Here is a 12,638-nt window from a genome sequence, read left to right on the forward strand (position 1 = left end):
GGCGGATCGGGTTCATGCGAGGTAGAGGTCGGCGGGATACTGCACGGCCTCCAGCGACAGGGCATGCGCGGGCGCCGGGGGCGAGACCTCGTCGTTGGATGGAGCTGCGAGCAGCGGCCCGAAGTGCGCCAACGGCCGCCGACCGGCGGCCACGTCGACCATCGTTCCCACGAGGAAGCGCACCATGTGATGCAGAAAGCGGTTTGCCTCGACGTGAAAGGTCAGCCGCGTGCCCTCGCGCTCCCAGCGCGCGAGCGAGACGTCACAGCGGTGCTCGTCCCCGGCTGGCGCGGTGCCGCGCACCGCGAACGCCAGGAATCGGTGGCTGCCCAGGATCATGCCGGAGAGGGTATGGAGTACGTCGAGGTCCAACGGGCGCGAGACAAACCACTCCCAGCGGCGCCGGAATGGCGAGCGGGTCCCATCATCCGTCCCAATGACATACCGGTAGCGGCGACTGGTGGCACTGTGGCGCGCGTGGAACTCGGGACGCATGTCGTGCGCCGCCGCGACCCACACATCATCCGGGAGCAGGGCATTGACCGCCCGGCGCAACCCCTGCGCCTGCCACCGCACCGGGACCCGAACGCCAACCGCCTGCCCTCGCGCATGTACGCCCGCATCGGTCCGTCCGGCACCTTGTGCCACGATTCGCTCCCCACAGAGTTCGGCGAGCACGCGCTCCAGCTCCCCCTGCACGGTTCGTCGCTGCGGCTGGACTTGCCAGCCGGAGAACGCGGATCCGTCGTAGTGCAGCACGAGCTGCACGGTGCGTACCGACACGCGGCGAAACCTAGTTCCAGCCCCCATCAAGTCAAGCAAACAGGCATTCGTGCGCGCGCGATTGACTTCATTCACTGCGCACGTCCACATTGCACGCCGTCGCGCGCGGGCGCGACGCTCTGGCGCGAGCCGCCCGGATCCGTCTCCGCATGTCCACGCGCAGCCTCCCATCCCTCGCCCACGCGCTGAGCGTCGCTCCTGACCTGGAGGCGGCGCTCGTCGCGCTCGGTGAATCCGTCGTCGAGGCCGATCGCACCGCCGTGCTCAGCCTGCTCCGATATGATGGACGCCGGAGCCTCCTCCGTGATCGCCTAACGCCCAGTGGTGGCCAGGTGGTCACCGCCAAGGTCGACACGACCATCGACCACCTGCCACCCGCCGTCCGTGCCATGCTGTCCAATGGCGGCCAGTTCGTCGACCTGGGGGACAAGTCGGCCGAGTACGCCCGCCTGCTCGGGATGACCGCCTTCGCCGACGGCGGGGTGCTGTCACTGCGCGGCCTCCTGACCGACGGTCAGCTCTCCGGCGTCCTGGCGCTCTACGAGCAACGGCGAATGTTCGGGACGCGGACCTCGGAGCGAGTTGCGCCTGCGGCCGCCCCTCTTTGACCTCACGTACCTCAGGTTCCAGGAACGAGAGGCGCGCGAAGAGGCCGTGCAAACTCTGGAAGACGTCACCCAGCGCGTTCACGGCGAGTACCTCCGGAAACTCGCGGGACTTGAGACCGAGTTGGGCCGTGCCCGCGGTGCTGCGCATCAGGCAAATACAGCGGACGCCGAGCGGCTGGTTCACCTGGAGCGGGAAGCTGCCGCAGGGCAAGAATCCGCAAGGCAGGCCGCCCGGAAAGCGTCCTCGTTGGAGCACCAGCTCACCGAGGCGGTCTCCCAGCTTGAACAGGCTCATGTCGAACTGCATCGCCGCCACGAGGCGCTGCGCCAGAAGGTCCGAACGCTCTACCTGATCGAGCGAGCCCTTCGCCTCGACAACACGGCGACCGACCCACGCGCCCTGGTTGACGGGCTCCTGGCGCTCGTTGGCGACGACATGCAGGCCCAACGATGCTCGTTGATGCTCCAGTCGCCGGAGCCGGAGGTGCTCTACCTGGCGGCCGCGCGGGGCCTCGCGCCGAATATCCGTGCTGGCTCCCGCATCCCGTTTGGAAAGGGAGTCGCAGGCATCGTGGCGTCGTCCCGCGAACCGCTGCTGGTCCAGGATGCGGCCGAGCTGCAAGAGCACCCCCTCCTGCGCGACCAGTACCTCACCACGGGTTCGTTCATTTCCTTCCCGCTGATCTACCGCTCCGAGCTGATCGGCGTGGTGAACCTCACCAATCGGGCCCGGCGCGGCGTCTTCATCGAAGAAGACGTGGAGCGCGTATCGCTCCTCGGCTTGGTCATTGCGATCATCGCCTCCCGCAATGACCTGCCGAAGCGACTCTTGGTGACGCTCCGAGACCCGTAGCCGCGCCTAGTAGCGGCGGATGACCCCGACGACGACCCCCTGGATCGAAATGTCGTTCTCGTGAACGTAGATCGGGGCCATCGTATCGTTCGCGGGCTGGAGACGCACCCGCCCGTCGCGCTCACGATACATGCGCTTGACGGTGGCCGACGTGCCGCCAACAAGAGCGATGACCATCTCTCCGTTGTCTGCCGAGTTGCGCCCGTTCACCACCACGAAGTCGCCATCGCGGATTTGCTCGTCGACCATCGACATCCCGCGTACCTTGAGCACGTAGTGGTTGCCACCTCGACCGGTGAGCTCCTCAGGAACCGCGATCGTCTCCGGGGCGCTCAGCGCCTCGATGGGCGCCCCGGCGGCGACGAGACCGAGCAGCGGAAGCTCCACGGCGCGAGCGAACACCTCCGAAGGAAGCACCTCGATTGATCGGCTCTCGTTGTAGCTCCGGCGGATGTACCCCTTTCGCTCGAGGTTCGACAGGTGCTCGTGAACCGTGGCGAGCGAGTTGTAGCTGAATTCCTCGGCGATTTCCTCGAAGCTCGGCGCATAGCCATACCGGGCGGCATAGGTCTCGAGAAAGGTGAGGATTTCACGTTGACGCTTGGTGAGCGGCATGAAAGGCTCCGGTGCATGTGGACCACGATCCGTGCGGCACGACCAGGTCATTACCGAACAACATCCGAAAGCCTAGCCGAACAAGACCCGAAGCGCAAGGGACCCGGAGAGCCATTGCCCTTTATGTAGCCCGACACCGACGAATGGCACGCCATCTGAACCGACGAGTGGCATGTCCTTGTGAATCATGTATTTTGCGCGCGTGACTGGTCACGCCGCGCCGCCCCGAGGTTCCGCGAGCGATGCCCTGGACGAAGCGCCGTTTCCTCCCGCACTCGTGGAGGAGATGCTCCGCGCTTTCGGCCGGGCGGTGCGGGCGCACCAGCTCTATCTCCATAACAACCCGACCTATCTCAAGTCGCTCGAAGTCGCCCGGGCGACGTTCGCGCCCATCTGGGAGCACACCGCGGAGCTCACTCTCGAGGTCTCCGACACCCAACTCCGTTGGGCGGGGCGGGTGGTGCTGAATGAGCCCGACAAGACGACGGACGCCCTCCCGTGGGTGCTCTACAAGGACGGGATTCGCGAACTGAGGTTCCTCAAGGAGGTGGAGACCCAGGAATTCGTCGGATTCATCGACGTTATCACCCGGGTCCGGAAGGCACTGCACGATGAGGACGACCTCCTCACCCTCATGTGGGAGCGGGAGTTCAATTTCATCCGCTATCGGTATGTCGACATGACCGTGGACGGCGCGGAGCCGCTGGACCCGTCCGATCTGTCGCGGATGGAGCGTCTGGTGGATCCGAGCCAATTGCGGCAGCCGGCCACGGAAGAGGTCCTTCCCCCGGGCGTCGTTTCCCTGGACGACTTCAATACCACCCTCTACTTCCTCGAGGAGAAGGAGGTCGAGTACCTTCGGGCGGCGATCCAGCAGGAATACGCAAGCGAGCTGCGTACGAATGTGGTCGGCGCACTGCTCGACACATACGAGCAACAAGTCGACCCCACAGTGCGTGAGGAAATCGCCGGGGTCCTCGACATCTTGCTGGTGAACCTGCTGACCACCGGACAGCTCGGTGCCGTGGCGGCGCTCCTCCACGAAGTGACGGTGACGGCCGAGCGGGCTCGATCGATCGAGGACGGCCAACGGGCGCGCCTGCTCCTTCTCGCGGATCGTCTAAGCGAACCCGAGGCCCTGACCCAGCTCCTGCAGGCCATTGATGAGCGCGTGGAGAGCGTGGGACAGCAGGAGCTCAACGACTTGTTCGAGCAGCTCCGCGTCCAGGCCCTTGGCACGATCTTCCAGTGGCTGGGGCGTGTCCAGAACCCACGAGTCCGTGCGCAAATGGAGACGGCGGCCGCGCGGCTTGCGGCCGCGAACACCAACGAGCTCATCCGGTTAATCGGCTCGAGTGAGCGGGAGATCTCGCTGGAAGCCGTGCGACGTGCAGGCGCGATGCGAGCACCCGCCGCTGTTCCGGCCCTGGGACGCATGCTGCAGTCCACCGAGGCCGAGGTTCGCCTGGTGGCCGTGCAAGCCCTCGCGGAAGTCGGCAGCCCGGGGTCGCTGCAGGCCCTGGAGCGCACCCTGGATGACGCGTCCCGGGACGTGCGGGTTGCCTCTGTGCGCGCATTCGGCGCCCGGACCCACCGGCCTGCCCTCAATCGGCTCGAGGCGCTGATCAAGGAACAGAAGATCAACACCGCCGACCTCACGGAGAAGATGGCGGTGTTCGAGGCGTACGGCGCGATGTGCGGAGACGCCGGGATCGCCATGCTCGACGGCATCCTCAATGGTCGCGGCCTCTTCGGCAAACGTGGGGATCCGGAGCTCCGGGCCTGCGCCGCCATGGCGCTGGGACGAATCGGTAGTGAGCCGGCGCGCGCGGCGCTCCTCAAGTCAGGCACGGACAAGGAAGTGCTGGTGCGCAATGCGGTCAATCGCGCGCTGCGCCCGGGGCCCGCATGAGCAGTACGCGCCTAACGCCACCGGGTGGGGCCCTCGCGGACTTCTCCGGCGATGGGTTCCTGCGTAAGGCCGGACGCCAGCTGGTGGTCACCGTGCACGGCGCCATGCGCGTGATCCGGCTGTATCCGCCGGAAAACGAGGCCGTCACCAAGGCCCTCGACGATCTCGCAGCGGCCGCCGGTGCAATCCTCGAGCGAGAGCAGGAACTCGAATTCCGGGCCTCGGCGGAGTTCATCTTCGTCAACGCCACGCGCCTGCGTCTCGACCTGGACAACTACGCGGCCTTCAGCCAGATCCTGTCGACGTTGCGGGCGTGTGGGTTGGGGTCGTTCCGCGCGAGCGTCGCGCCGACGGCACGCGACTGGCTGGTCTTTCTCTCCCAGCTGATGGCCCAGGCCAAGGCGGGTGAGGAAATGCCCGTCGCCGACTGGCTCGAACGCCTCGCCGGGGCCGGCGTGACCGTGTTCGACCTGGGGCCCCCGCAAGAAGTACCGCAGGACGAGGATTTCCAGCAGCGGGCGAAGGAAGCGGCCAAGCGCACGTACGCCCAGTCAGTCGCCGTCACCAAGGAAGTGATCAACTCGGTGCGAATGGGGCAGGCGACGAGCATCAAGAAGATCAAGCGCGTGGTGCAGTCCATCGTGGACCAGATCCTCAACGAGGAGACCTCGTTGCTGGGTCTCACGACCATCCGGGACTACGACGAGTACACGTTCACGCACTCGGTGAACGTGTGCATCTTTTCCGTGGCTTTGGGCCGACGACTGGGGCTGTCCAAGCTCCAGTTGTACGACCTGGGGCTGGCCGCGCTCTTCCACGACATCGGCAAGTCCCGCGTGCCACTCGCGGTGCTGAACAAGGCCGAGGGGCTCACGGACGACGACTGGCGATGGCTGGCGGCCCACCCGTGGCTCGGTGTGCTGGCGCTGTTTCACATGCGGGGGCAGCAGGAGTTGCCGTATCGCGCGATGATCGTGGCCTTCGAGCACCACATGAAGACCGACCTCACGGGGTATCCGCGCGCCGTGCGCCCACGAGAGCAGAGCATTTTTAGTCGGATCGTGGCCGTCGCCGACGGCTTCGATGCGGCCACCTCGCGGCGGGCGTACCAGACGGTGCCCCTGTCACCAGCGGCGGTTCTCGCGGGCATGCGCGACAGCCCGCGTCGCGGGTTTGACCCGGTCATCGTCAAGGGGTTCATTAACCTTCTGGGCGTCTTTCCCGTGGGGACGCTGGTCGTCCTCGATACGTTCGAGCTGGCGATTGTCCACGCGTCATCCCCGCGCCCCGAGGCCCTCTCGCGCCCCATCGTGCGGGTTGTGAGCGACGCGCGCGGCAACCTCCTGTATCCCGGTCACCTGGTCGACCTCGCCGAGGTCGTCGCCAACGGCGCGTTCCGTCGCACCATCATCAAGACCGATAATCCCGAGCGGTATGGGATCAACATTGGCGACTACTTCGTCTGACCGCGGTCGGGCGCCGACCGCACGATTGTGACGCTGGCGGGCGCCGTCCCGCGGCTCGTCGGGGTGGCCGGCCTCATCGTCGCCGGCTTCCTGCTGTTGGCGCAACCATTGTCGCTGCCGGGCATTGGTGTTGTGCTCGCCGTCGGCGCGGCGCTGGTGGCGGCACGCTGGCGGCCGGTCCCGCTCACCAAGTACACGGCACTGACCGGGAGCGGGGGCGTGGTGCTCGCTGGTGCGCTGATCGGCGGACTCCCCGCGACGGCGGTCGGCCTGGTCCTGGGGATCGTGGTATCCGATGTCGTCGTGCATCGCAAGCAATGGTCGTGGGCCGGCATCAATGCCGGCCGCGAGGTGTTGGCGTTGACCGCCGCGTGGGGTTGGTATGCGCTCGTCGTCGTCCTCGCCGGTGCACCGCAGGGAGCGGTCCTGCAGGCGGAGCGGGTCCCCGCACTCGCGACGTTGTTCGCGGCGCACTTCCTCGTTGGGCGCGCGCTGCAGTACTTCTCACTCCTGCATCGCGGCAAGCTCGGCCCGACGGAACGCGGGTTCATTCTCCGCTACGAGGTGATTGTCGCGGCGGCCGGCGTCATTGGGGCGTTGGTCGCGGCCTTCACCGTCCAGGAAGTCGGCCCCCTGGGGTGGATGGTCGTCGGTGCGGCGGTCGCCTTTGCGGCGCTCCTGTTTCGCCGTATGGTCCAGGAGGCGATCGAAGCCGAGGAACTGAACGTCGTTCACGAGATCGAGCGCGCGATCCGCAGCGACGCGGCGTTCGGCGACGCGCTGCAACATGCCAGCAAGGTCGCTCACCGCCTGGTCGACTGGCGCGCGTTGCACGTATATCGGTGGCAGGAAGGGGTAATGCATCACCTCTACACGTCGACAGCGTCCCCCCTGGCCAATCCTGCTGGCCCGGATCCCCTCCAACGCGATGTGCTCGCCGCGACGGGCGCACGGCTCGTTCCCGACACGACGCGAGACACGCGGACCGATCACCTGGCGCGGGCCGGGGTGCGCAGCGTGATCCTTGCCCCGCTGCGCTTCGGCGATCGGACGCTCGGGCTCGTCGAAGTGCACCACCAGAAGCGCGATATCTACAGTGCGAAGGATGTCGCACTCATCGAACGGCTCGCCGGTCACGTGGCAACGATCCTCCAGATCCAGGATCTGCGTCGCCCCCTCGTGGACTCCGTCGCGCGGCTGGAGCACCAGGTGCAGGCGCTGACCCAGACCGCCCGCGAGATGCGACACGAAGGCGAGTCCGTGGCGCGGCTTGCCGCCGCCATGACGCGTTCCATCATAGAGGAGAGCGACCAGCTCGGGGCGAGCCATTCCGCCGTGGAGGCCCTGCACGCAGGCACCACGCGCATCGCGGCAGATGCCTCCGGCGCAGCCGCCGCATCCGAGCGGGCCGCCGCACTTGCCGACGCGCACCGCACCACCGTGGGAGACGCCCTCGCGCGACTGGATGAGGCCAAGGGGTTTGTCGGCGACAGTACCAGCGTCCTTAGCGACCTCACCGAACAGGCCCGACGTGCGACCTCCTTTCTTGCCCTGATCCGTGACCTGGCGGAACAAACCAACCTCCTGGCCCTGAACGCCGCGATCGAGGCGGCGCGCGCCGGCGAACAGGGGCGAGGATTTGCGGTCGTCGCCGACGAGATCCGTCGGCTTGCCGAACAGAGTGCGCGGGCGTCGGACGACGTCACGCAATTGGTCGTCTCCCTGGGCGAGCAGGTGCAACGCGCCAGTCGCCAGATGGAACGGGGCCGCGAGTTGGTGGGCGACGTGGAATCGCTGTCCGGGGCGGCACACGGTGCCCTGGCGGCCATTCGGGACGCCGTCGACCACGCGACCGTGGGCATTCGCCAGATCGCCGACGTGTCACGCGCCCAGGAGGGCAGTGTGGCTCACGTGCGCGCCCGGGTGGAGCGCATCGCGTCCATTTCGCAGGAGAACGCGCGCGGCGCGGGGCAGGTGAGTCAGGCAGCGGTCGCGCAGGCGCGCGCGCTCGGTGAGCTCGAGTCCACGTCTCAGGACCTCCGCAACCTCGCGGGTTCCCTCGCCGAGCTGACCAGGCAGTTGACGCGCCTTGGGTGAGGCGGAGACCTTCCGTCGCCCCGTGCACCTCGCGCTGTGTCGCCCCAGGATCCCTCGCCAATCCGTGCCAGCTTTCTTCCCGCGTGGGCCGTGGTCCATCCACGCCGACGCGAGCACATCGAACGCGTGACTACCCTCCTCGACCAGTGGGCCAGCGAAATGACACTGCCAGCGGCTGAATCCGCCGCGTGGCACGATGCCGGCCGATGGCATGATGCCTTGCGCGACGCGGGGGAAGCCGAGCTGCGCCCGTGGGTGGGGACCCTGGGCTCGCTTCCGCTGAACGCGCTGCACGGACCCGCCGCCGCCGCGCGCCTCGCCGCCGATGGGGAGGACAGAGCCGACGTCCTGGAAGCGATCCGGTGGCACACGTTAGGCAGTGGCGCATGGAGTCGGGTCGGGCAGGCGCTGTACCTGGCGGATTTCCTGGAGCCCGGCCGCTCGTTCGCCGACGAGGAACGCGCCGGCCTGCGCGCGAAGGTCCCTCGCGAGTTCGCGGCCTGCCTGCGGCGCGTCGTGCAATGGCGCCTGGAATGGGCGTTGCGCGACGGGAAGGCGCTCTTTCCCCAGACGATTTCCCTATGGAACGCCGTCCGCTGATCCTCGGCGGCCTGTTGGCCGTCGTACTGGCGTCCGCGGGGTGGTGGTGGTCACGCGACCGCGCCGCGAGCGCTCCGGTGGTGAGCCGGCTCGTCCCCGAGGGGACGCGCATTCGCGTTGAGGTGCTGAATGCCTCGGAGGTTCGCGGGTTGGCGCGGCGCGCAACGTTTGTGCTGCGCGATGCCGGGTTCGATGTGGTCCGCTTTACCGGGGACAACGCGCGTCGCACGTCCAACCTCGTGATCGACCGGACCGGTCATCCGGACTGGGCGCAGCTCGCCGTGCGGGCGTTAGGCGGCGGTGGGGTCGAGACCCGGCCCGATTCCGGGCGCTACGTGGACCTGACGATCCTGATCGGCGCTGACTGGCGCCCTCCGCCGCAGCCGTTCAACCCGTAGCTGGCCGCAGGCCGCAGCGATGTCCATGCCGCGGCTCCGGCGGATCGCCACCTCAACACCAGCGCGACGCAGCAACGCCGCGAAGTCGCGCATCTCACTCGCTGTGGACGGCCGGAATCCCCCGGCGCCTCCCGGGTGCAGCGGAATGAGGTTGACGAAGGCGCCGCAGTCGCGCGCCAGCCGGGCGAGCTCGGTGGCATGCGTCGCCTGGTCGTTGACCCCGCCGAGCATCACGTACTCGAAGGTCACGCGTCGGTCGAAGTTGCGGGCCGCGGCGATCACCTCTGCGAGCGGATACTTCACGTTGATCGGCATCAACGAACGCCGGAGGGCATCGTTGGGCGCGTGAATGGAGATTGCGAGCCGAAATTGCTCCGGGCGCTCCGCCAGCGCGACGATGCCGGGAAGCACGCCGACCGTGGACACGGTGATGTGGCGCGCGCCGATGTGAAAACCCTCGGGGCTATTGAGGATCGTCAAGGTCCCCGCCACCGCGTCCCAGTTCATGAGCGGCTCGCCCATGCCCATGAATACGATGTTCGTCGCGCGAAGCGGTGGGTCGAGCAGAGCAAGCTCGCGTACCTGCCCGGCCACCTCATGAATCCCGAGGTTGCGCGCGAACCCCATGACCCCGGTCGCACAGAAGGCGCACTGGAGGGCACACCCCGCCTGAGACGAGATGCAGAAGGTCAGTCGATCGCCGTCGGGAATTGCGACCGTCTCGATGGCCTGGTCATCGGCCAGACGGAACAGGAACTTGCGAGTCCCATCCTGCGACGCCTGCTCGGCCAACAAGGCCAACCCGGGGAGTTCGAAGGCTTCGTCGAGGGCCGCGCGCAAGGGGAGGGGAAGTTCGCTGATCTCGGCGAAACGGCGCACGGGCTCGGACCATAGTCGCCGATACACCTGGCCAACCCGGAAGCGAGGTTCGCCGCGCTCATCCATGAAGGCGGTGAGGCGCTCGCGGGCAAGCTCCAGAGGAAGCGCCAACAGGTTTTCGCGTGCGGCGCTCATGATCATTCGCGAGGGAAACGACACAACTGCATGCGTGACAAAGGGTTAACCTAGTCGCAGGAGTCGGCTCTGGTCAATTCCGCTGCTCCCGGCGTCGGGGTGGATGCGCTAGATTCGCAACTCCGTCGCCTCCCCGCATCTCTCGCCCCCACCCCCTGGTGATCGCTCCGCGTCTCCGCCCCGTTCTCGCGTGGGCGCTGGGCATAGTCTGTGTCACGTCGGTCCCGGGCTCCTCGGTTCCCCGAGGCCCGACGTTCCCCGGGATCGACAAGGTGATTCACGGCGCCATGTACTTCGGGCTTGGTCGGGCCGCCGCCCGCGCCTCGAATGGCGTCCGCTGGGGGGTTTTGGTCGCCGTGGGTACCTTCGCCGCGCTCGACGAGGCGCACCAGCGGTGGATCCCGGGGCGGTCGGGGGATGTCGCGGACTGGGCGGCGGATATGGCTGGAGCAACGTTAGGCATCGCAGCGTTTCGGGCGCGAGGGCGCCAGGAGTTGGTACGTGAATCGTGATTGGTCGGTGGAGACCGGAATGCGCAGCCACCGCTGTGGCGCCCTGCGCGCGGGGAACGCGGGTCACGCCGTTCGTTTGGGCGGCTGGGTGCATCGCACCCGTGACCTTGGAGGATTGGTGTTCCTCGATCTCCGGGATCGCGAGGGGATCGTGCAGGTCTCGTTCGATCCGGCGCAGTGTGACGCGGGCACGATGGCCGCAGCGGCCCAGCTGACGCCCGAAACGGTGGTGCTGGTCGAGGGGCGGGTGGTTGCCCGACCGGCCGAGGGGCGCAATCCCGAGTTGGCCACTGGCGACGTGGAGGTCGTAGCCACCGCCTTGTCCGTCGTGGGGCCAGCGGCGATCCCGGCCATCCCGGTCGCGCGCAACAAGGGGGACAAGTTGGCGGCCGAGGAACTGCGGCTGAAGCATCGGGTCCTGGACCTGCGCCGACCGGAATTGCAGGCCAACCTCATCATGCGCCACCGGCTACTCCAGCGCGCACGGGCGACGATGGCCGGGTTGGGATTCCTGGAGATCGAGACGCCGATCCTGACCAAGCCGACCCCGGAAGGCGCTCGTGACTACCTCGTGCCCAGCCGGGTCCACCCTGGTGAGTTTTATGCGCTGCCGCAGTCCCCGCAGATCTACAAGCAGTTGTTGATGGTCGCGGGATACGATCGCTACTTCCAGATCGCGCGCTGCTTTCGTGATGAAGACCTGCGCGCCGACCGCCAGCCCGAGTTCACGCAGATCGACCTGGAAGCGAGCTTCGTGACCCAGGACGACGTGCAACGTGTGGTGGAGACGGTGCTTGTTGAGCTGTGGGACGAGGCGGGCCACGACGTGCCGCGCCCATTCCCTCGCCTGACCTGGCGCGAGGCGATGGAGCGCTTTGGCGTCGATAAGCCGGACCTCCGCTTCCAGCTGGAGATCACCGACCTGACGGCCCTGGTCGGCGACGATGCCGCGCCGTTCGTCCACGGTGCCGTGACCACGGGCGCGCGCCTCCGCGGGCTGCAGGTGGCCGGCGCGGCCGACGTGTCCCGCAAGGAGCTGGATGCGCTGACGGCCGCCGCGAAGGACGCTGGGGCGGGGGGCTTGATCTGGGTGCGCCGCACGGAGGCCGGATGGGAAGGGCAGGGCGCCAAGGCACTCGGCGCCACCTTCCTGGCGGCGCGATCGGGCACCCCCGGCGACCTGCTGCTTGCCGTCGTTGGGGCTGACACGATCACATCCCCGGCGCTCCACGCCGTCCGTAGCGCGGTCACCCGGCGCCCCGGGGTCACGCCGGACAGGGCGCATGCCTTCTGCTGGGTCGTCGACTTTCCGTTGTTCGAGCACGACCCCGAGAGCGGCGCTCATGTGCCGGCACACCATCCCTTCACGTCGCCCCACGCCGATGACTTTCCCTTCCTGGAGAGCGACCCGGGGCGGGTCCGCGCGCAGCACTATGACGCCGTCTACAACGGCAATGAGCTGGGAAGCGGCTCTATCCGGATCACCAACCCGGAACTGCAGGCGACCATCTTCCGGTTGCTCGGCATCCCCGCGGACGAGCAAGCCCGACGCTTCGGCTTTCTCCTCGATGGCCTCGGGGCCGGCGCGCCGCCCCACGGGGGCTTTGCCCTCGGCTTCGACCGCATTGCCATGTTGCTCGCCGGCGCCCCGTCCCTGCGCGACGTGATCGCGTTCCCCAAGACCACGGCGGCCCGCGCCTTGTTTGAGGGCGCGCCAACGACGGTGAACGCGAGGGACCTGGAGGCACTCAACCTCACGCCCAGGACCACGCGTGCCTGA

At 67.7% G+C, this 12,638-nt stretch carries 12 protein-coding genes; 9 read left to right on the forward strand and 3 right to left on the reverse strand.

Annotated features, from left to right (window positions below):
- Positions 1 to 12 precede the first annotated feature (12 nt).
- Entirely contained in the window at positions 13 to 783 is a 771-nt protein-coding gene (truA, locus tag IPK85_17585; protein MBK8249190.1) for a tRNA pseudouridine(38-40) synthase TruA, read from the reverse strand.
- A gap of 149 nt (positions 784 to 932) precedes the next feature.
- Here truA and IPK85_17590 point away from each other — a divergent pair, with 149 nt between their 5' ends.
- Both IPK85_17590 and IPK85_17595 read left to right on the forward strand, forming a co-directional pair.
- Entirely contained in the window at positions 933 to 1,391 is a 459-nt protein-coding gene (locus IPK85_17590) for a hypothetical protein (GenBank protein ID MBK8249191.1), read from the forward strand.
- Complete coding sequence (locus IPK85_17595) at positions 1,366 to 2,244, forward strand: GAF domain-containing protein (protein ID MBK8249192.1); 879 nt, start codon at positions 1,366 to 1,368, stop codon at positions 2,242 to 2,244. Before IPK85_17590 ends, IPK85_17595 begins: the two co-directional genes overlap by 26 nt.
- 6 nt (positions 2,245 to 2,250) lie before the next feature.
- Here IPK85_17595 and lexA read toward each other — a convergent pair whose 3' ends face one another.
- Complete coding sequence (gene lexA / locus IPK85_17600; protein MBK8249193.1) at positions 2,251 to 2,859, reverse strand: transcriptional repressor LexA; 609 nt, start codon at positions 2,857 to 2,859, stop codon at positions 2,251 to 2,253.
- A 202-nt stretch (positions 2,860 to 3,061) separates the two neighbouring features.
- Between lexA and IPK85_17605 the strand changes: the two genes are divergently transcribed.
- The 5 genes from IPK85_17605 (at position 3,062) to IPK85_17625 (ending at position 9,332) form a co-directional block, all read left to right on the forward strand.
- Positions 3,062 to 4,771 (forward strand): HEAT repeat domain-containing protein, encoded by a 1,710-nt coding sequence (locus IPK85_17605; GenBank protein ID MBK8249194.1) that lies wholly within the window; start codon positions 3,062 to 3,064, stop codon positions 4,769 to 4,771.
- Positions 4,768 to 6,237, forward strand: coding sequence for an HD domain-containing protein (locus tag IPK85_17610; protein MBK8249195.1), 1,470 nt, complete (start codon positions 4,768 to 4,770; stop codon positions 6,235 to 6,237). Before IPK85_17605 ends, IPK85_17610 begins: the two co-directional genes overlap by 4 nt.
- Before the next feature lie 27 nt (positions 6,238 to 6,264).
- Positions 6,265 to 8,334, forward strand: coding sequence for a GAF domain-containing protein (locus IPK85_17615; GenBank protein ID MBK8249196.1), 2,070 nt, complete (start codon positions 6,265 to 6,267; stop codon positions 8,332 to 8,334).
- A 126-nt stretch (positions 8,335 to 8,460) separates the two neighbouring features.
- Positions 8,461 to 8,934, forward strand: a complete 474-nt coding sequence (locus IPK85_17620) for a hypothetical protein (protein ID MBK8249197.1) — start codon at positions 8,461 to 8,463, stop codon at positions 8,932 to 8,934.
- On the forward strand, positions 8,916 to 9,332 hold the full coding sequence (locus IPK85_17625; protein ID MBK8249198.1) for a LytR C-terminal domain-containing protein: 417 nt from the start codon (positions 8,916 to 8,918) through the stop codon (positions 9,330 to 9,332). The genes IPK85_17620 and IPK85_17625 overlap by 19 nt, the downstream gene beginning before the upstream one ends.
- Here IPK85_17625 and rlmN read toward each other — a convergent pair.
- Positions 9,225 to 10,346: a 23S rRNA (adenine(2503)-C(2))-methyltransferase RlmN gene (rlmN, locus tag IPK85_17630; GenBank protein MBK8249199.1), complete on the reverse strand. Its 1,122-nt coding sequence runs from the start codon at positions 10,344 to 10,346 to the stop codon at positions 9,225 to 9,227. The genes IPK85_17625 and rlmN overlap by 108 nt on opposite strands.
- A 158-nt stretch (positions 10,347 to 10,504) precedes the next feature.
- On the opposite strand from rlmN, the gene vanZ reads away from it, so the two are divergent.
- Positions 10,505 to 10,858 (forward strand): VanZ family protein, encoded by a 354-nt coding sequence (gene vanZ / locus IPK85_17635; protein ID MBK8249200.1) that lies wholly within the window; start codon positions 10,505 to 10,507, stop codon positions 10,856 to 10,858.
- Between the two features lie 19 nt (positions 10,859 to 10,877).
- Complete coding sequence (gene aspS, locus IPK85_17640) at positions 10,878 to 12,638, forward strand: aspartate--tRNA ligase (GenBank protein MBK8249201.1); 1,761 nt, start codon at positions 10,878 to 10,880, stop codon at positions 12,636 to 12,638.

It is taken from the genome of Gemmatimonadota bacterium (assembly GCA_016712265.1).
In the GTDB taxonomy this organism is placed as follows: domain Bacteria; phylum Gemmatimonadota; class Gemmatimonadetes; order Gemmatimonadales; family Gemmatimonadaceae; genus RBC101.